The following is a 19,377-nucleotide window of genomic DNA, read 5'->3' on the forward strand; positions in this document are numbered from 1 at the left end:
CGCACGGCTCCGCACGGTCCTCGCGGGCCGTGCTGCACGGGCTGGAGGGGGCGCCCGCCACCGCGACGACGAGCCAGGCCGAGGGACCCCGCGAGCCGGACGGCTGGGTGCTCGCCGACGACGGCGCCGCGCTGGCGACCTACGTCCACGAGCCGGCCAGGCCGCCCTCGGTGCGCTGGCGCGAGCGCCTGGCCGGCCGGCGGACGGCAGCGCCCACGGTGGTCCTCGTGCACGGGTGGACCCTCAGCGCGGTGGTGTGGGACCGCACGCTGGCCGTGCTCGCCGAGGAGCGCCCCGACGTGCGCGTGGTCCGCTACGACCAGCGCGGCCACGGCTCCTCGGCCGCCCGCGGCCCGCTGGCCCCCGCGGCGCGCTCCGTGGCCGCCATCAGCCGCCTCGCCGACGACCTCGCGGCCGTCGTGGACACCTGCGCCCCGGAGGGCCCCCTGGTGCTGGTCGGCCACTCGATGGGCGGCATGGCGCTGCTGTCGGCCAGCGCCCGCGCGCCGGGCCTGCTGGGCCCCCGCACCCGCGGGCTGGTGCTGGTGAGCACCTCGGCGGGAGGGCTGTCCTCGTCGGGGCGCCCGCTGGTGCCGCTCATGGCCGCCCTGGCCCGCCTGCCCCAGGACCTGCTCGTGCCGCGCGCGCCGAGGCTGCTCGCCCAGCGCACCAACTACGGGCCGGGCGTGGACCCGCAGCTGGTGGCCGCCACGATGCGCGCCATGGGCAGGGTCTCCGGACGCACGACGGGTGAGTGGTTCTCCGCGCTCATGGCCCACGACGAGAGCGCGGCGCTGCCGCTGCTGGCAGCGGCGGGCACGCCGGTGCGCGTGGTGGTGGGCGACCACGACAGGCTGACGCCCCCCGCGCACGCCCGCGCGCTGGTCGACGCCCTCCCGCAGGCGCGGATGCGCGTGGTGGCGGGCACCGGCCACATGATGCTGGTGGAGCGGCCCGACGCGATCGCCGCGGAGGTCAGCGCGCTGCTGGGCTGAGACCGCGTGGCGCCCGCCACCGGCCGAGCAGGCGCGCCGATGGACTGGACCGCCGGCCGGCGGGACGACGTCGAGGGCCGGGCGCCTGCAGCGCCCGGCCCCGCTGTCGTGCCCGGGTGGGCCGCTCAGGCGCTGGGCAGCGCCCTCAGCCCCTCGGGTCCGCCTGCGCCCTGCGACCCGCCGCCCGGGGCGGCGCCGGGGACCTGCTCCCCGGGAGCCAGGCGGCGCACGGTCAGGGCCCGCCGGTCGCGGCCGGTGCCCAGGGGGTCCGCGGAGGTGTCCACGAGCACCGCGTCACCGTCCTGGACGGCGCCGGAGAGCAGCTCGCGGGCCAGCGCGTCGCCGATCTCGCGCTGCACCAGGCGGCGCAGCGGCCGGGCCCCGTACGCCGGGTCCCACCCCTCCAGGGCGAGCAGCTCCCGCGCGGCCGGGGTGACGTGCAGCTGCAGGCGCCGGTCGGCCAGGCGCCGGGCGAGGGCGTCCACGTGCAGGTCGACGATGCGGGCCAGGTCCTCGGTGCTCAGGGCGTCGAAGAGCACCACCTCGTCGAGGCGGTTGAGGAACTCGGGCTTGAAGGCGGCGCGCACGGCCGCCATGACGCCCTCGCGCTGCTGCTCCGCGCTCAGCGACTGCTCCACGAGGAACTGGCTGCCGAGGTTGGAGGTCAGCACGAGGATCGTGCTGCGGAAGTCGACGGTGCGGCCCTGCCCGTCGGTCAGGCGGCCGTCGTCGAGGACCTGCAGCAGCACGTCGAAGACCTCGGGGTGCGCCTTCTCCACCTCGTCGAGCAGCACCACGCTGTAGGGGCGGCGCCGCACGGCCTCGGTCAGCTGGCCGCCCGCCTCGTAGCCCACGTACCCGGGGGGTGCGCCGACGAGCCGGGCGACGGAGTGCTTCTCCCCGTACTCCGACATGTCGATGCGCACCATGGCGCGCTCGTCGTCGAAGAGGAAGTCGGCCAGGGCCTTGGCCAGCTCGGTCTTGCCGACGCCGGTGGGCCCCAGGAAGAGGAAGGAGCCGGTGGGCCGGTCGGGGTCGGAGATGCCGGCGCGGGCGCGGCGCACGGCGTCGGAGACGGCGCGCACGGCCTCGTGCTGACCGACCAGGCGCTCGCCGAGGACCTCCTCCATGCGCAGCAGCTTGGCGGTCTCGCCCTCCAGCAGGCGGCCGACGGGGATGCCGGTCCAGGCGGCCACCACCGCGGCGATGTCGTCGGGGCCGACGCGCTCACCCACCAGCGGCTCGGCGCCGCCCGCGCTGCCGCCGCCCTGCTCGGCGGCCTGGGCCTCGGCCAGCTCGCGCTCCAGGTGCGGGATCTCCTCGTACTGGATGCGGGAGGCCGCGGCGTAGTCGAGGTCGCGGTAGGCGCGCTCGAAGCGCGAGCGGGCGTCGTCGAGCTGCCCCTTGAGCTCGCCCACCCGGTTGAGGCCGGCCTTCTGCTGCTCCCAGCGGGCGGTGAGGGCGGCCAGCTGCTCGGTGCGGTCGGCCAGGTCGGCGCGCAGGCGCTCGAGGCGCTCGAGGGAGGCGGGGTCGGTCTCGGCCGCGAGCGCCATCTCCTCCATGCGCAGCCGGTCGGTGGAGCGCCTCAGGGCGTCGATCTCCTCCGGGGAGGAGTCGATCTCCATGCGCAGGCGCGAGGCGGCCTCGTCGACCAGGTCGATGGCCTTGTCGGGCAGCTGGCGCCCGGTGATGTACCGGTCCGAGAGCGTCGCGGCGGCCACGAGGGCGGCGTCGGTGATCTCCACGCCGTGGTGGGCCTCGTAGCGCTCGTTGAGGCCGCGCAGGATCGCGACGGTGTCCTCCACGGACGGCTCGCCGACGAAGACCTGCTGGAAGCGCCGCTCCAGGGCGGCGTCCTTCTCGATGCGCTCGCGGTACTCGGCCAGCGTGGTGGCGCCCACCAGGCGCAGCTCCCCGCGGGCGAGCATGGGCTTGAGCATGTTGCCGGCGTCCAGGCCGCCCTCGCCGCCGGAGGCTCCGGCGCCGACGACGGTGTGCAGCTCGTCGATGAAGGTGATGACCTCGCCGTCGGAGCCCTTGATCTCGTCCAGCACCGACTTCAGGCGCTCCTCGAACTCCCCGCGGTACTTGGCGCCGGCCAGCATCGCGCCGAGGTCGAGGCTGATGAGGCGGCGCCCGCGCAGCGACTCCGGCACGTCGCCGTCGACGATGCGCTGCGCCAGGCCCTCGACCACGGCGGTCTTGCCGACGCCGGGCTCGCCGATGAGCACGGGGTTGTTCTTGGTGCGCCGCGCGAGGACCTGCACCACCCGGCGGATCTCCGCGTCGCGGCCGATGACGGGGTCGATCTTCCCCTCGCGGGCGCGGGCGGTGAGGTCGACCCCGTACTGCTCCAGGGCCTTGAACGTGCCCTCCGGGTCCGGTGAGGTGACCTGGGCGCCGCCGCGCACGCCGGGCAGGGCTGCGAGCAGCGCGTCGCGGGTGGCGCCGGCGCGGGCCAGCAGCGGGGCCACGGACTCCGGGCCCTCCACGCTGGCCAGGCCGACCAGCAGGTGGTCGGCGGAGACGAAGGAGTCACCGTGGGCCTCGCTGGCGGTGCGGGCGGCGGTGAGGGCCTGCAGCGCGGGCCGGGAGAGCTGGGGGGTGGCGACGGTGGCGCCGGACGCCGAGGGCAGGGCGGCCAGCTGGGCCCGCAGCTGCTCGCGCACGGGTGCGACCTCGGCGCCGGTGGCCGAGAGCAGGGCTGCCGCGACGCCGCCCTGCTCCAGCAGGGCGAGGGCCAGGTGGGCGGGCAGCACGTGGGCGTGGCCGGCCTCCACGGCGCTGGAGGCCGCAGCGGCCAGCGCCTCCTGGCTCTTGGTGGTGAGCTTGAGCTCCACGGGACCTCCGGGGTGGTGCGGGACTGACTTGAGCCTATGTGGCTCAACCCAGCCCGCACCACCCCTGTTCCCGCGCTCGGCCACCCGTGCACGACACCCGGCCGGCGACGGGAGGCGCGCCCGGACGCCGGAGCCGGTGGGAGCGCGGGTGCGCCGGGTCAGCCGCGCGCGGCGCTCTTCTCCTCGGCCGTCAGGTCGAGGTCGAGGGAGCCGAAGCTGTTCTCGATGTCGGCCACCTCGAGCTCCGCGGTCGCGGCGATGAGGTCCAGCAGCTCCTGGTCGACCCCGGGGGCGTACTCCTCGAAGCGCGGCGGGGCCACGGTGATCGGCTCGCCGCCCTCGGGCAGCTGGCGCGGCACCGACAGCTCCGTGCCGTCGTTGGACGGCGAGGGGCCGCGCAGGATCTTGCTGGCCTCGCTGAGCCCGGTGAGGTCGAAGGTGTAGTTGACGCTCTGCAGGCCCTTGTCGACGAGCTCCTTGACCTCGGGGAAGCGCTCCGCGTTGGTCTTCGGGATCGGCAGCGTCTTCCTCCAGTCCACCCCGAGCGTCTCGAGCGCCCTGGCGTAGGCGTTCTCGTGGGCCTGGTCGCGCACGATGAGGTACGCCACCGTGGACCGCGCGGTCTTGTTGGCCGTCATCTCGTAGATGCGGCTCTTCTGCAGGCGGCCCGTCGACTCGAGCATGAGGTTGTAGAGCAGGTCCAGCACGAGGTTGCCCGAGTTGTAGACGTACGAGCCGCTCCACGGGTTGCCCGCGGAGTCGACCGGCAGGGCGCCCTGCGCGCCCACGAGGTAGTGGTGGATGTTGCCCTCGGTGAGGGCGCTGGCCAGCGGCGTGGCCCCGCCGGCGCCGGGCACGTCCAGGTCGTCCGACTGCTCGCCCCGGTAGCGCGGGGAGCCGTCGGTGAGACGGGCGATGGTGGTGCCGATGAGCTCGACGTGGCTGATCTCCTCGGTGCCGATGCCCTGCATGAGGTCCTTGTAGGGCTTCGAGCGCGGGTCGCCGCGGAAGTTCATCGACTGGAACAGGTACTGCATCATCGTGCGCATCTCACCGAACTGACCGCCGAGCCCCTCCTGGAGGGCGTTGGCGGCCGCGGGGTCCGGCTCGTCCTGGGCGATCTCGTTGATGAGCTGCTGGACGTGGAGGTACACGGGAGGCTCCTCTGTTCGAGGCCTGCACCGGCGGCTGCTGCACCGGGTCGGGGCTGCCCTACCCCGCGGCCGGCGGCGCACGCGCCCGAGGGCGCACGGGAGCCCGCCGCCGGCCGGTCGACCGGCCTGAGGCCGCCGCTCAGCCGCCGGCTCCCGGCAGCGCGTGCCGGCTGCCGAGGGGCTGTCCGGCCTCCAGCGAGGCGAGCTCGGCGGCGGCCCACCCCGAGGCCCACCCCGCGCTGTCCAGCGTGCGCGGACCGCGGCGGCTCACGAGGTCGGGGAAGGCCTGCGCCACGGCGGCGTCGACGGCCGCGGCCCGGTCGGCCAGCACCAGGAGCAGCCGGCCGTCGGAGACCTCGGCGGCGTCGGCGCGCGCCGCCTCCTCCAGGCGCTGGCCGATGCGGCGCGCGAAGGACTCCAGGTAGGCCCTGCGGAACTCCGGGCGGCGGGCGCGAGCACCCGGCCTGACGTCGGCGCCGGCCGCGGTCATGACCCGCACCGCCTGCGTCAGCAGGGAGGTGAAGAGCACCTCCACCGCCGCGAGGTCGGCCGCGAAGCCGACCACGGCGGAGCAGCCCACGTGGCGCAACCACACCGCGCTGCACCGGTTCGCGCGGGCCACCGCCGCCAGCAGAGCCGCCTTCTGCCCCTCGTAGGGCGCCTCGACGCCGATCCTCGTGCCCACCGGCGCGGCGTCCCGACCGGTCCGCCCCGTCCCCGCGGCCAGGGCGGCCTGCAGGCTGTGCCGCGCGACGAGGCTCTGCGCGGCCGCGGTGAGCGCCTCGGCCTCGGCAGGGAAGGTGGTGGACTCGGCCTTGGCCAGCAGGAGCCGGACGCGCTCGAGCACCTTGGGGTCCACGCCCTCCAGCGCCGGAGCAGCTCCGGCAGCACCGCCGGCGGCACCGACCACCGGCAGCGGGGGCTGCCGGTCGAGGTCGAGAGCCAGCTCCAGGGCCTCCAGGGCCACGACGGACCAGGCCGGTGCCCACCGCGGCGCCCCGCGGTCCCACGAGCGCTGGCCAGCCCCGGCCTCGCGCAGGAAGCCCTGCGCGCCCTCGCGCAGCTCGACGCCGGCGCCCTCCAGCTGCTCGCGGAACCGGCGCGGCAGGTCTGCGCGGGAGCGGCGCGCCAGCTGCGCCCCCACCGCCAGCCCCGCCAGCGGCACGCGCTCGGCGCCCAGGTGCCGGCGCGTCCAGCGCAGCACGTCGGCGGGCTCCCACCCCGCGTCCCAGCGGCGCTGCAGCACCTCCAGCAGCAACGCGCTCACCGCGGCGACGACCTCGGGCTCGGCGCCCCCGGCCAGCACCTGCGCGGCGGTGGTGCGACCGCCCGTGCGCAGCGCGTCGCCGGCGTCGGCCAGCAGCTCCTCGACCGTGGGGGGCGGAGCCGGTGCTGAGCGCTCACCCGCCCAGCCGGGCTCGTCGTCGCCCGAGCCCTCGCACCCGTCGCACCCGTCGTACCCGTCGAACTCACTGCCGCAAGTGCCGTCACAGCCACCGCCGTCGCAGCAGCCGTCAGGGGTCTGCCCCAGCTGGCCCCGCACGTCCTGCCAGCCCTCGGAGGAACACCCCCCGCCCCAGCACGCACAGGCCGCCCTCCCGCACGAGCAGCCCGAGCCGTCCCACGGTCCCCGGTACAGCGATCCCACCTCGGCACCCACCTCGCTGCGGGTCGCCCGACCCGCTCGCCGACCAGGCTGGCGGCGGTCCCGGACAGCGGGGGGCGGGTGCCGCCGGGCCCTGTGGACGGACCGCGGCGGCACCCGCCTGTGGGCGGACGACGTGCGTCAGTGGGGGTTGTGGCTCCCCTGGCCCTGGCTGTCCTGGCGCTCCTCAGAGCCGTCCCCGGACCACAGGGTGTGGTAGGTGCCGGGCTTGTCGACGCGGCCGTAGGTGTGCGCCCCGAACAGGTCCCGCTGTCCCTGCACGAGCGCCGCACCGAGGCGCTCGCGGCGCAGGCCGTCGTAGTAGGCCAGCGCGCTGGAGAAGCCGGGCACGGGCACGCCCAGGCGCACCGCGGTGGCCACCACGCGGCGCCAGGAGTCCTGCGCGCTCGCCACCGCGGAGGCGAAGTAGTCGTCCAGCAGCAGCGAGGCCAGGTGGGCGTCCTTGTCGTACGCCTCCTTGATCCGGTTGAGGAACTGCGCCCGGATGATGCACCCGCCGCGCCAGATGGTGGCCATCGCGCCCTTGTCGACGTCCCAGCCGTACTGGGCCGACCCCGCCTCGATCATGTCGAAGCCCTGCGCGTAGGCGACCACCTTGGAGGCGTAGAGCGCGTCGCGGACGGCGTCGACGAAGCCCTCGGCCTCGGCGCCCTCGAGCGACCCGGAGGGACCGGTCAGCGAGCCCGCCGCCTGCACCGCCCTCCGCTGGTCGACCGAGCCGGACAGGGACCGCGCGAAGACGGCCTCGGCGATGCCCGTGACGGGGATGCCCAGCTCCAGGGCTGTCTGCACCGTCCAGCGGCCGGTGCCCTTCTGCTCGGCGGCGTCGACGATGACGTCGACCAGCGGGCCCCCGGTCTCGGCGTCGACCTTGGCGAGCACGGTGGCGGTGATCTCGATGAGGAAGGACTCCAGGTCGCCCTCGTTCCAGGTGCGGAAGACGTCGGCGAGCTCGGCGGGGCTCTTGCCCAGTCCCTGGCGCAGCAGGTCGTACGCCTCGGCGATGAGCTGCATGTCGGCGTACTCGATGCCGTTGTGCACCATCTTGACGAAGTGGCCGGCGCCGTCGGGGCCGACGTAGGTGCAGCAGGGGGTGCCGTCGACGTCGACGGCGATGGACTCCAGGATCGGGCCGAGCGCCTCGTAGGACTCCTTGGAGCCGCCGGGCATGATGCTCGGCCCGTTGAGGGCGCCCTCCTCGCCGCCGGAGACCCCGGTGCCGACGAAGTGCAGGCCCTTGGCGCGCAGCGCCTGCTCGCGCCGGCGGGTGTCCTCGAAGTGGGCGTTGCCGCCGTCGATGACGATGTCGCCCTCCTCCAGCAGGGGGACGAGCTCGTCGATGACGGCGTCGGTGGGAGCGCCGGCCTTCACCATGATCATCACTCGGCGGGGCCGCTTGAGGGAGGCCACGAAGGAGGCCAGGTCGGTGGAGGCGACGAAGTCGCCCTCGTCGCCGAAGGCCTCGACCAGCTCGTCCACGCGGGACTGGGTGCGGTTGTGCAGCGCGGTCACGTGTCCGTGACGGGCGAAGTTGCGGGCCAGGTTGCGGCCCATGACCGCCAGCCCGGTCACGCCGATGTCGGCGCGGGCGCTGGTGGTGGGGGTGGAGGACTCGTCTGCCATGGCCCGATCCTGCCGGGCGCTGCGAGCCGGCCGCCAGCCTGGTCGCCGCGGCGGCGGGCGCCGGCCGGCCGGACGCGGGTCAGTTGAGCGCGCGGGTGCCCGGCGGCAGCACGCCACCGGCGAGGAGCTCGGCGGTGGCGTCCTGCAGGGCCGTCAGCGCGACGCGCTGGGTGAAGGGTCCCGTGGACAGCCGCGCCACGCCGAGCTGCTCCAGCTCGCGCGCCGGCAGGGACACCCCGGGGATGGAGATCAGGGTGACCACGCCGCGGCCCAGCTCGGAGACCACCGCCTCGACGTGCTCGCGCTGCGCGAGGCGGGGGATGAAGACGACCGGCGCCCCCACCTCCAGGTAGGCCTTCGCGCGGCGCACCGCCTCGGCGAGGGTCTCCTCGACCGGCTGCCCCTGCGGGGCGCGGACGAAGGCGTCGGTGCGGGCGTTGAGGACGAAGTCGGGCACCCCGGCGTCGCGGGCCGCGCGGAGGCTGGCCTCCACCGCGGCGACGGACTCCTCCAGGGGCTTGAGGGCGTCCTCGAGGTTGCCGCCCACGGCGCCGGCGGCGATGGCGCGCCGCGTGGTCTCCCCGGCGTCGCCGTAGCCGGCCTCCATGTCCATGGTCACCGGCAGGGAGACGCCGCTGGCGATCCTCGCGACCATGTCCAGGTGCAGGTCGAGGGGGATCTGCTCGCCGTCCTCGTAGCCGAAGGTGGCCGCGATGCCGTGGCTGGGGGTGGCGATGGCCCGGGTGCCGTCCACTGCGGCGACCGCGCGCGCGGAGACGACGTCCCAGGCGTTGGCCAGCACCAGCAGCTCGGGGGCGCGGTGCAGGTCGAGCAGGGTGCGGGCCTTCGCGGCGAGGTCGGTCACGGCGTCGGACGCTAGCAGCGGCCGACGGCGGTCAGCGGCGGGTGGTCACGGCGTCGAGCTCGGCGACGTCCTCGGGGGACAGCGGCGCGTCGACGTCGGCGTTCTCCCGGATCCGCGAGGGCGTGGTCGACTTCGGCAGCGGCAGCACGTCCTTCTCGAGCAGGTAGCGGATGGCCACCTGGGCGGGGGTGCGCCCGGTGCGCTGCGCCACGCGGGCCAGCGCCTCGTCGTCCAGCAGACCGCCGGTGGCCAGCGGGGAGTAGCCCTCGACGAGCACGTCGTGGCTGCGGCACCAGGCGGTGGTCTCCTCCTGGGTGTTCCCGACGAACCAGCGCACCTGGTCCGCGTGCGGGACGACGTCGGTGCGGGAGGTGAGGTCCTCGAGGTCGTCGACGTCGAAGTTGCTCACCCCGATGGACCGCGTGCGCCCGGCGTCGAGCAGCTCCTCGAGCACCTTCCACACCTCGACGTTGCCGTCGCGGTGGTCAGAGCCCATGTCGTCCCACGGCCAGGGGGCGTGCACGAGGTAGAGGTCGACCACGCCGAGGTCGAGGGCCTTCTGCGAGGCGTCGAAGGCCTCCCGGGCACCGGCGGCGGTCTTGACCTCGGCGGGCAGCTTGGTGGTGAGGAAGACCTCGCCGCGGTCGACGCCGGAGTCGCGCACGGCCCTGCCGACGCTGGCCTCGTTGCCGTAGGCGCGGGCGGTGTCGATGTGGCGGTAGCCGACCCGCAGAGCCTCCAGCGTGGACTCGTAGGCGGGAGCGCCGTCGGGGATCTGCCAGGTGCCGAAGCCGACCTTGGGGATCGTGACGCCGTTGGACAGGGTGAACACGTCGGTGAGGGCGCTCATGGCGCCACCCTGCTCCTGGCGCTCCAGCCGCGCGAGCGCGGGCCGCCGGGAGGAGCGATCCCGTGGTGTCCGGTAGAACGGCCCCGTGAGCGACGTCGCCCGTCTCGGGCTGGGGCTGGCGGCGCTGGGGCGCCCGGCGTACATCACCGCGGGCCGCGACGGCGACCTGGGCGCCGACAGGTCGGTGGAGGCGATGCGCCGCCGCGCCGCCGAGGTGCTCGACGCCGCCTGGACGGCGGGGGTCCGCCACCTGGACGCGGCGCGCTCCTACGGGCTCGCGGAGGACTTCCTCGCGAGCTGGCTGGCCTCGCGCCCCGACGTCGCGGCGGACCCCGCGCTCGTCGTCGCCTCCAAGTGGGGCTACCGCTACGTGGGCGGGTGGCGGGTGGACGCCGACCAGCACGAGGTGAAGGACCACTCCCTGGGCGCCTTCCGCGAGCAGCTCGCGCTGACGCGCGGGCTCCTGGGAGACCACCTGCGCCTCCACCAGGTCCACTCGGTGACGCCGGAGAGCCCCGTGCTGCGCGACGGGCAGCTGCTGCGCGCGCTGGCCGAGGAGCGCTCACGGGGCCTGCGGATCGGCCTGTCGACCTCCGGGCCGCACCAGGGCGAGGTGCTGCGGGAGGCCCTGGGGGTCACCGTCGACGGCGAGCCGCTGTTCAGCTCGGTGCAGTCGACGTGGAACCCGCTGGAGCCCTCCGCCGGCCCGGCGCTGGCGGAGGCCGCGGACGCCGGGTGGCTGGTGGTGGTCAAGGAGGCGCTGGCCAACGGCCGGCTCGCACCCGGGGGTGACGCCGCAGCCGAGCGCACCGCGCACGAGGTGGGCGTGCCGCTCGACCGCCTCGCGCTGGCGAGCGCCCTGGCCCAGCCGTGGGCCGGGGTGGTGCTGTCGGGGGCCGTCACGCCCGAGCAGGTGGCCAGCGGTGTCGCGGCGGCGCGGCTCGACCTCGACGACGACGCCCTGGCCGCGCTGGAGCCGCTGGCGCGGGAACCGGCGGCCTACTGGGGCGAGAGGTCTGCGCGCGCCTGGCGCTGAGGCCCACTCGGCCAGCAGCGGTCCCCCCGCTCGTGCGCCGGCGCGGGTCCCCGGCGTCAGAGCTGACGCGGGGCGGCGATCTTGGGTGCGCGGGCGAACAGCTGCTGCTCCACGGCGCCGGCGGCTCCCGGGGTGCGCTGCGGGTCCCACGGCCAGCGGCCCGCCTCGTCGCACCAGACCACCTGCAGCGCGGGCACGGGGGTGTCGGCACCGGCGACGGCCTGCGCCACGACGAGGGCGTCGGGCGAGGTGACGCGCAGCAGGCGCAGGGGAGGCCACGGGTCGCGCCGGAGGGCGTCGCCGACGTGGAACCGGTGGCCCGCGAGCACCTCGTCCCCCAGCACGTCGAGCAGGTAGCGGGCCTCGGCGTGGCCGCGGCCGCTGACCAGGAGCTCGGGGTGGCCGAGCCGGGTCAGGCCCACGGTGTGGGAGAAGGGCAGCGCGCGGCGCCCGCCGCCGACGGAGACCACCGACCAGCCCTGCTCGTCGATGAGGCGGCGGTGCTCGTCCAGGGCCTCGACCGCCCGGTGGTCCACACGCGTCACAGGAGCCGCCTCCTCAGTCTTCGCCTGCTGGTGGAGCATAGATGACATCTGTGACAGACGTGACGAGCGTGACGTGCGTGACGACCCGCCACGAGCCCCTCACCTCCAGCGGCTCCCAACTTAGAACACGTGTTCGACATTCGCAGGCGTTCCCCGCTGCTCGTCCTGTCGGTCGAGCGCCTGGACGGCACCGCAGGGAGGGGCACCGACAGCCCGGCGTGCGACGCACGCCGCGCGGGGAGCCGGGCTCAGCGCGCCGGAGGCCGCCACACGACGAGCGCACCGGAGGGGCCGAAGGTCGGGGCGGGGCGGCGGGGCCGCCTGCCGCGCTCGACGGCCTCGACGTCCCCACCGGGACCGGCGGCGAAGACCCGCCGGGAGCGCTGCAGCGCCTCGTAGACGCGCTCGACCTCGGCGGTCAGCTCCTCCACGCGGGCCTGCAGGGCGCTGACCTGGTCCTCCAGCTCCAGGATGCGCTTGATGCCGGCGAGGTTGACGCCCTCCTCCTGGGACAGGCGCTGCACCTCGCGGAGCATGACCACGTCGCGCGGGGAGTAGCGCCTGCCGCGCCCGGAGGTGCGCGAGGGCGAGACCAGCCCCAGCCGGTCGTACTGGCGCAGGGTCTGGGGGTGCATCCCCGCCAGCTCCGCGGCCACGGAGATGACGAAGACGGCGGCGTCCGGGTGCAGTCCGGTGCGCTGGTCGCCGGGAGGCACCTCGGCTCACCTCCCCCCGGCGGCGCCGCGGACGCGGGCCAGGAGGTCCGCGCGGGGGTCGGCCCCGTCAGCGCCGGACACGGCGTCGCGGAAGGCCTCCACGGCCGCCCGCGCCGCGCCGTCCAGCCGCTGGGGCACCACCACCTGGGTGGTCACCAGCAGGTCCCCGGTGCTCTCCCCGCGGCGGACGCCGCGGCCCTTGACGCGCAGGGTGCGTCCCGAGGGGGTGCCCGGGGGGACCCTCAGCCGCACGGTGCTGCCGTCGAGCACCGGCGCGCTCACCTCCGCTCCCAGGGCCGCCTCGTCGAAGGTGACCGGCAGGGTGACCCGCAGGTCGTCGCCGTCGCGGGTGAAGACCGGGTGGGGCTCGACGTGCACGGTGATGAACAGGTCGCCGGGCTGGCCGCCGCGCGGGCCGGGGCGGCCCTTGCCGCGCAGCCGGATCCGCTGCCCGTCGCGCACTCCCGGCGGGATCCGGGTGGTCAGCGGCTGGCCGTCCACGCTGAGCGTCACCGTCGCGCCGCCCACGGCGTCGGCGAAGGGCAGCGTGGTCTCGGCGTCGAGGTCGACCCCGGCGCGGCGACCGCCGGCGCCACCGGGGGCCTGGAAGCCGGCGGGGCCGCCGCGCCCGGCATGGCCGCCGAACATGCTGGCCAGCAGGTCCTCGACGTCGGGACCGGCACCACCGGCGCCCGGGGCGCCGTAGCGGACGCGCTGGCCGCCTCCCGCGCCGCCGAACAGACCGCCGAAGAGGTCCTCGAACCCCGCCGCGCCGGCCCCGGCGGGGCCGCCGGACCCCGAGGAGAAGCGGGCCCGTCCCCCGGCCATGGCCCGCACCGCGTCGTACTGCTGGCGCTGCTCGGGGTCGTTGAGCACCGAGTACGCCTCGCCGACCTCCTTGAAGCGCGCCTCGGCGGAGGCGTCGCCGGGGTTGGCGTCGGGGTGCAGCGTGCGGGCGAGCTTGCGGTAGGCCTTGCGCACGTCGTCCTGCGAGGCGTCGCTGGAGACGCCGAGGGTGGAGTAGAAGTCCTTCTCGAGCCAGTCCTGGCCGGCCATGGGGTTCCTCCGGGAACGGCCCGACCCGCGCCCCGCCGGTGGCGGGGCGCGGGTCGGTCTGGTGGGTGGTCAGGCGGGGGAGGTCACGGCGACCCGGGCGGGACGCAGCACCTTCTCCCCCACCTTGTAGCCGGGCTGCAGCACGGTGGTCACCACCGTCTCGGTGACCTCCGCGCTCTCGGCGTGCATCAGCGCCTCGTGCACGGCGGGGTCGAACGGCTCGCCGACCTGCCCGTAGCGCGAGAGCCCGAAGCGGCCCAGGGCCGCCTCCAGCTTGTCGCTGATGGACGCGAACGGACCGCCCTGGAGGTCGCCGTGCTGGCGGGCCAGCTCCACGTCGTCCAGGACCGGCAGCAGCGCCTCCAGCAGGCTCGTGGTGGCCGTGCTGCGCGCCACGTCCCGGTCCCTGTCGACCCGGCGGCGGTAGTTGACGTACTCCGCCTGCAGGCGCTGCAGGTCGCCGAGGCGCTCCTCGGCCAGCGCCAGGGAGGCCGCGAGCTCGTCGGTGACGTCGGTGACGCCTTGCTGGTCCTCGCGCTCGACGGCCAGGTCCTCCTCGAGCCCGTCGGCGGCGGGGGCGCCCCCCGCGCCGGGGACCTGCGGGTCCCCGGCCGGGGTGCGCACCGCACCGGTCTCGGGGTCGAGGCGGCGCCTGTCGCGCACGACCACCGGCTCCTCGGGGTGCTGGGGCTGCTGGGCTCCAGCGGTCACTTGCGGCCCTCGCTGTCGTCGTCGACGACCTCGGCGTCCACCACGTCGTCCGCGGCGGCCGTCGAGGAGGTGCCCGCAGCGCCGGTGGAGGACCCGCCGGTCGCGCCGGCGTCCTCCTGGCTGTACAGGGCGGAGCCGAGCTCCTGGCTGACCCTGGCCAGCTCCTCCTGCTTGGCCTTGACCGCGGCGGTGTCGTCGCCCTCCAGCGCCGTCCTCAGCTCGGCGATGGCGGTGCGCACCTTGGTGACGCCCTCCTCGGGGAGCTTGTCGGTGTTGTCCGAGACGAACTTCTCGGTGGAGTAGGCCAGCTGCTCCGCGGAGTTGCGGACCTCGGCCTCCTCGCGGCGCTTGGCGTCCTCCTCGGCGTGGGCCTCGGCGTCCTTGACCATGCGCTCGATGTCCTCCTTGGACAGCGCGCTGCCCCCGGAGATCGTCATGCGCTGCTCCTTGCCGGTGCCGCGGTCCTTCGCCGAGACGTGCACGATGCCGTTGGCGTCGATGTCGAAGGTGACCTCGATCTGCGGCACGCCGCGAGGGGCGGGGGCGATGCCCGTCAGGTCGAAGGTGCCCAGCGCCTTGTTGTCGCGCACGAGCTGGCGCTCGCCCTGGTAGACCTGGATGAGCACCGACGGCTGGTTGTCGTCGGCGGTGGTGAAGACCTCCGACCGCTTGGTCGGGATGGCCGTGTTGCGCTCGATGAGCTTGGTCATCACCCCGCCCTTGGTCTCGATGCCCAGGCTCAGCGGCGTGACGTCGATGAGCAGGACGTCCTTGCGCTCGCCCTTGAGGACGCCGGCCTGCAGGGCGGCGCCGACGGCCACGACCTCGTCGGGGTTGACGCCGCGGTTGGGCTCCTTGCCGCCGGTCAGCTCGCGCACGACCTCGGCGACGGCGGGCATGCGGGTGGAGCCGCCGACCATGACCACGTGGTCGATGTCGCCGAGCTTGACGTCGGCGTCCTTGATGACCGCGTTGAACGGGGCCTTGGTGCGCTCCAGCAGGGAGCGCGTCATGTCCTCGAAGGCGGCGCGGGTGAGCTTCTCGTCGAGGTGGACCGGGCCGTTCTCGGTCATCGAGAGGTACTGCAGGCTGATGCTGGTGCTCGTCGCGGAGGAGAGCTCCTTCTTGGCCTGCTCGGCGGCCTCGCGCAGGCGCTGCATCGCGATCTTGTCCTTGGAGAGGTCGACGCCCTCCTTGTTCTTGACCTGCTTGACCAGCCAGTCGCGGATGGCGGCGTCCCAGTCGTCACCACCGAGGTGGTTGTCGCCGGAGGTGGCGCGCACCTGGATGGTGGAGAACCCGTCCTCGGCGTCCTTGCCCACCTCGAGCAGGGAGACGTCGAAGGTGCCGCCGCCGAGGTCGAAGACGAGGATGAGCTCGTCCTCCTTGCCCTTGTCCAGGCCGTAGGCCAGGGCCGCCGCGGTCGGCTCGTTGATGATGCGCAGCACGTTGAGGCCGGCGATCTCGCCCGCCTCCTTGGTGGCGGTGCGCTGGGCGTCGTTGAAGTACGCCGGCACGGTGATGACGGCGTCGGTCACCGGCTCGCCGAGGTACTCCTCGGCGTCGCGCTTGAGCTTCTGCAGCACGCGCGCGGAGATCTCCTGCGCCGTGTACTTCTTGTCGTCGACGGTCTGCGTCCAGCTCGTGCCCATGTGGCGCTTGACCGACGAGATCGTCCTGTCGACGTTGGTGACCGCCTGGCGCTTGGCGATCTCGCCGACCAGCGGCTCGCCGGACTTGGCGAACGCGACGACGGACGGCGTGGTGCGACCGCCCTCGGCGTTGGCGATGACGGTGGGCTCACCGCCCTCCAGCACCGCGACCACGGAGTTGGTGGTGCCGAGGTCGATGCCGACCGCTCGGGCCATGGTGGTTCCTCCTGAGAGCAGACTGCTGAGTGAGTGCCGCTCAAGTCTTGCGCGCCCGCTCCGCTCTGTCGAACGCGGGGTGCCGTACTTGAGCCTGCCTCACTCAACCCCCAGGGGGCGCCGTGTGTTCCCGATGACGCCGGGCTGCGCCGCAGCGGGCGTCAGCGGTAGGACAGCTCCCGCAGCGGGCCCAGGGAGTCGACGGCCGTGCGCGGCACGTGCACGCGCGGGCAGCGGCCGTGGGCGTGCCGCTGGCCGCGCACCCGGGCGCCCAGGCCCGACAGCAGCGCCTGGGCCGCCACCGGGTCGGCGTCGGGGTGCACCTGCAGCTCGGTGCGCCCGGAGACGAGCAGCGCCCCGGCGAAGTGGGCGACCAGGGCCGAGCCGATGCCGCGCCGCTGCCAGGAGTCCTGCACGAGCACCTCGACGGCGCCCGCGATGGGGTCGTCCTGGCCGGTGCAGGTGGCCGGTCGCAGCGCGCCCACGGCCACCGCACGGCCCGGGGAGGCCTCGACGACGACGGCGCCCGGCTCGCGCAGCCAGGCCTCCTGCTGGGCCAGGGGGAGCACCGTGCCGCCCCGGCCGGACCACCCCAGGCGGGTGGTCGGCGAGCAGCGCACCAGCAGGGAGGCCAGGACCGGCAGGTCCTGCGCGCGGGCCGGCCGGACCAGCAGGCGCTGACCGCCCGCCACGAAGGTCCACGGCTGCGCCAGCAGGGCCGCGCTCGGCGCCGCGCTCAGGGCCGGCTCGGGCGCGGCGGGGCGGGCGGCCGCCCGCAGGGCCGGCACTCGGGTCATCACGGTCTCTGCGCTCACAGGCAGGAGGTTGACCCGCGAGGTTTCCGGGGCGGTTGCGCGTGTGTGACGCGCGTGTGTCGTCGCCCCCGGCGGCCGTGGTAATGGCGCGCCCGACGGGATCGCCTGCGACAGGTCGCCTCGGGTCACGGTCTCATCACGGCGTCGCGCGGCCACGGCGCCACCGGCGGTCAGGTGAGCAGCAGCCGCCAGGTGCCCGCTGCGACCCCCGCCGCCGTGGCCAGCCCCGCGAGCAGCACCCCGCCCGCCACCACGGCCCAGTCGGCGCGGCGCATCCTGCTGGGGCGCGCCCAGGTGCGCTGGTCGGCCGGCCCCGCGCCGAAGCCGCGCGCCTCCATGGCCGTGGCCAGCACGGTCGCGCGGCGCACGGCGATGACCAGCAGCACAAACGTGCGGCCGGCGACGTCGCGCGCGCCGGCCACCGCACCGCCCCCGCCGAGCCCCCGAGCGCGCCGGGCCAGCGCCAGCTGCCGCCACTCCTCGCCCAGCACGTCCACCACGCGGAAGGCCGCCAGGGCCGCCAGCACGAACCGCGCGGGCAGGCGCAGCACCTGCGCGAGGGCGTCGCCGAGGTCGGTGGGGTCGGTGGTGGCGAGCAGGACCACGCCGGGCAGCGCGATCGCCACGACGCGCAGGCCGACGGCGGCGCCGGCCTCCAGGGAGCCGCTGGTCACGCTCAGCGGCCCGGCGGCCAGGAGCACCGGGCCGGAGTCGACCCCCACGAGCGCCGTCAGCACCGCCGTGGGCACCGCCGCCAGCGCCAGCAGCGCGCTGCGCTGCGCCAGCCCGGCGGCACCCAGGCCCACCAGGGGCAGGGCCAGCAGCTCCAGCGCCACGGCCGTGCCGGCCGTCACCACGTCCACCGACAGCAGCAGGACGACGGCGAGCACCGTGGCCACGGCCAGCTTCGCCACGGGGTTGGCGCGGCTCAGCGGCGTCGGCCGCACCGCCCCCGCGTCGAGCAGTCCCGCGCTCACGCGGCGCCCTCGGCGCGGCCGGTCCGTCCGGGCGCGCCCGCCGCACCGGACCGGCGCGGCTCGACGAGCACGCGACCGCCGCCCACCGACCACGTGGCGCCGGCCAGCGCCTCGCACAGCGCGTCGTCGTGGGTGGCGGCGAGCACCGCGGCGCCCTCGTCGCGGAGGGCCGCGAGCAGGGACACCAGCTCCGACCAGGTGCGGGCGTCCTGCCCGAAGGTCGGCTCGTCGAGCACGAGGAGGCGGGGGCGCGTGGCCAGGGCGGTGGCCACGGACAGGCGGCGCTGCTCCCCGCCGGACAGCGTGAAGGGGTTGGCGCGGGCGAGGTGGTCCAGGCGCAGGCGCCCCAGCAGCTCGTCGACGCGCCCGGCGACCTCGGGCTCGGGCAGGCCCAGGCGCCGGGGCCCGACGGCCAGCTCGTCGGCCACGGTCTGCGCCACGAACTGGTGGCGGGGGTCCTGGAAGACCGAGCCCACCCGGGCCACGAGGTCGCGCGGCGCCCAGCGGGCGGGGTCGTCCGCGGCCGGCGCGGTGCGGCGGTCGCGCCACCGGCGTCGCGCGGGTGCGGGTGGCGGGTCCCCGAGCAGCGCCGCCTCGGCGCGCACGCGGCCGGCCACCGGCGGCACGAGGCCGGCGACCGCCAGGGCCAGGGTCGACTTCCCCGCGCCGTTGGCCCCGCGCACCGCCGTCACAGTGCCGGCGCTGACCGTCGCGGTCACCCCGCTGAGCACCGGAGCGCCGCTCCTGCTCCGCCCCACCGCGACGTCGTCCAGGGACAGCAGGGGCACCCCCGCTCCAGGGGCGCCGCGGTGCCGGAGCCCCTGGTGGGCGCCGGCGGGTCGCGCCGGGGCGGGGGCCGCTGCGGGAGCGGGGTGGTGTCCCGGCACCCAGACGCCGCCTGCGGCCAGCTCGGCGCCGCGCTGCGCGAGGACGCGCGCGACCGCTCCGTCGGCGAGCACGCCGCCGCCGGGGGCCAGGACCACGACCCGGTCCACGAGGTCCACCCACAGGTCCACCCGGTGCTCGACCAGCAGGCACCCGGCGCCGGTGGCGGACAGCCGCTGGGCGACGACGTCGCGCAGCCGGGCAGCGCCCTCGGGGTCGAGCATGGCCGTCGGCTCGTCGAGCAGGAGCAGCTGCGGCTCCAGGGCGAGCACCCCGGCCAGCGCCAGGCGCTGGCGCTGGCCGCCGGACAGGTGCGCCGTGGGGTGCTGGCGAGGGAGGGAGAGCCCCACGCCGGCCAGCGCGGCCTCGACGCGCGGCCAGATCCTCTCAGCGGGCACGCCGTGGTTCTCCAGGCCGAAGGCGACGTCGTCGCCGACGCGGGCGAGGACGGTCTGGGCCTGCGGGTCCTGCAGCAGCAGACCGGTGCGGGCCCGCCCGGCGCCCGCCGAGACCGCCCGCAGGCGGGCCTCGGCGGTCGGGACGCCGTCCAGGAGCAGCTGGCCCTCGGCCTCACCGGTGCCGTCCGGCCCGCCGTCGAGCAGCCCCGCGACCCCGGCCAGCAGCGTGGACTTGCCGGCTCCGGACGCCCCGAGGAGCAGGACGCGCTCGCCCGCCTCGACGTCGAGGTCGAGGCCGCGCACCGCGTGGGCGCGGCGCGCGCCCCAGCGCCACCCCCAGCCGCGGGCGCGCAGCAGCGGGCCGGACGCCACCGGCG

16 protein-coding genes are annotated in these 19,377 nt (G+C 75.9%); 2 read left to right on the forward strand and 14 right to left on the reverse strand.

Annotated elements, in window-relative coordinates:
• Positions 1-29: 29 nt before the first annotated feature.
• Positions 30-995, forward strand: a complete 966-nt coding sequence (locus tag ACUN9U_RS04670; protein ID WP_445483763.1) for an alpha/beta fold hydrolase — start codon at positions 30-32, stop codon at positions 993-995.
• Between the two features lie 125 nt (positions 996-1,120).
• Here ACUN9U_RS04670 and clpB read toward each other — a convergent pair whose 3' ends face one another.
• The 6 genes from clpB to ACUN9U_RS04700 all read right to left on the reverse strand — a co-directional run bounded on the left by clpB (position 1,121) and on the right by ACUN9U_RS04700 (position 9,993).
• Positions 1,121-3,835, reverse strand: a complete 2,715-nt coding sequence (gene clpB / locus ACUN9U_RS04675; RefSeq protein WP_445483764.1) for an ATP-dependent chaperone ClpB — start codon at positions 3,833-3,835, stop codon at positions 1,121-1,123.
• A gap of 158 nt (positions 3,836-3,993) precedes the next feature.
• Positions 3,994-4,989, reverse strand: coding sequence for a manganese catalase family protein (locus tag ACUN9U_RS04680; RefSeq protein WP_445483765.1), 996 nt, complete (start codon positions 4,987-4,989; stop codon positions 3,994-3,996).
• A 139-nt stretch (positions 4,990-5,128) separates the two neighbouring features.
• Positions 5,129-6,532 (reverse strand): DUF2786 domain-containing protein, encoded by a 1,404-nt coding sequence (locus tag ACUN9U_RS04685; protein ID WP_445483766.1) that lies wholly within the window; start codon positions 6,530-6,532, stop codon positions 5,129-5,131.
• A 243-nt stretch (positions 6,533-6,775) separates the two neighbouring features.
• Positions 6,776-8,278 (reverse strand): NADP-dependent phosphogluconate dehydrogenase, encoded by a 1,503-nt coding sequence (gndA, locus tag ACUN9U_RS04690; protein ID WP_445483767.1) that lies wholly within the window; start codon positions 8,276-8,278, stop codon positions 6,776-6,778.
• Between the two features lie 79 nt (positions 8,279-8,357).
• Positions 8,358-9,143 carry an isocitrate lyase/PEP mutase family protein gene (locus ACUN9U_RS04695; protein ID WP_445483768.1) on the reverse strand — a complete coding sequence of 262 codons (786 nt, stop codon included), beginning with the start codon at positions 9,141-9,143 and terminating at the stop codon, positions 8,358-8,360.
• Between the two features lie 31 nt (positions 9,144-9,174).
• The gene (locus ACUN9U_RS04700) at positions 9,175-9,993 is read right to left on the reverse strand and encodes an aldo/keto reductase (RefSeq protein WP_445483769.1); all 819 of its coding nucleotides are present in this window, start codon (positions 9,991-9,993) and stop codon (positions 9,175-9,177) included.
• 85 nt (positions 9,994-10,078) lie between these two features.
• On the opposite strand from ACUN9U_RS04700, the gene ACUN9U_RS04705 reads away from it, so the two are divergent.
• The gene (locus ACUN9U_RS04705) at positions 10,079-11,029 is read left to right on the forward strand and encodes an aldo/keto reductase (RefSeq protein WP_445483770.1); all 951 of its coding nucleotides are present in this window, start codon (positions 10,079-10,081) and stop codon (positions 11,027-11,029) included.
• Between the two features lie 56 nt (positions 11,030-11,085).
• Here ACUN9U_RS04705 and ACUN9U_RS04710 read toward each other — a convergent pair whose 3' ends face one another.
• The 8 genes from ACUN9U_RS04710 to ACUN9U_RS04745 all read right to left on the reverse strand — a co-directional run bounded on the left by ACUN9U_RS04710 (position 11,086) and on the right by ACUN9U_RS04745 (position 19,372).
• Positions 11,086-11,574, reverse strand: coding sequence for a DUF4262 domain-containing protein (locus ACUN9U_RS04710; RefSeq protein ID WP_445483771.1), 489 nt, complete (start codon positions 11,572-11,574; stop codon positions 11,086-11,088).
• A 248-nt stretch (positions 11,575-11,822) separates the two neighbouring features.
• The gene (locus tag ACUN9U_RS04715; protein ID WP_445483772.1) at positions 11,823-12,290 is read right to left on the reverse strand and encodes a heat shock protein transcriptional repressor HspR; all 468 of its coding nucleotides are present in this window, start codon (positions 12,288-12,290) and stop codon (positions 11,823-11,825) included.
• A gap of 6 nt (positions 12,291-12,296) precedes the next feature.
• Entirely contained in the window at positions 12,297-13,346 is a 1,050-nt protein-coding gene (locus ACUN9U_RS04720) for a DnaJ C-terminal domain-containing protein (protein WP_445483773.1), read from the reverse strand.
• Positions 13,347-13,415: 69 nt separating this feature from the next.
• Positions 13,416-14,057, reverse strand: a complete 642-nt coding sequence (gene grpE, locus ACUN9U_RS04725; RefSeq protein ID WP_445483774.1) for a nucleotide exchange factor GrpE — start codon at positions 14,055-14,057, stop codon at positions 13,416-13,418.
• Positions 14,054-15,925, reverse strand: coding sequence for a molecular chaperone DnaK (gene dnaK, locus ACUN9U_RS04730; protein WP_445483775.1), 1,872 nt, complete (start codon positions 15,923-15,925; stop codon positions 14,054-14,056). Before dnaK ends, grpE begins: the two co-directional genes overlap by 4 nt.
• A 161-nt stretch (positions 15,926-16,086) precedes the next feature.
• On the reverse strand, positions 16,087-16,740 hold the full coding sequence (locus ACUN9U_RS04735) for a GNAT family N-acetyltransferase (RefSeq protein ID WP_445483776.1): 654 nt from the start codon (positions 16,738-16,740) through the stop codon (positions 16,087-16,089).
• A 170-nt stretch (positions 16,741-16,910) separates the two neighbouring features.
• On the reverse strand, positions 16,911-17,717 hold the full coding sequence (locus ACUN9U_RS04740) for an energy-coupling factor transporter transmembrane component T family protein (RefSeq protein WP_445483777.1): 807 nt from the start codon (positions 17,715-17,717) through the stop codon (positions 16,911-16,913).
• Entirely contained in the window at positions 17,714-19,372 is a 1,659-nt protein-coding gene (locus tag ACUN9U_RS04745) for an ABC transporter ATP-binding protein (RefSeq protein ID WP_445483778.1), read from the reverse strand. The genes ACUN9U_RS04740 and ACUN9U_RS04745 overlap by 4 nt, the downstream gene beginning before the upstream one ends.
• Between the last annotated feature and the right edge of the window lie 5 nt (positions 19,373-19,377).

Source organism: Quadrisphaera sp. KR29, from assembly GCF_052644995.1.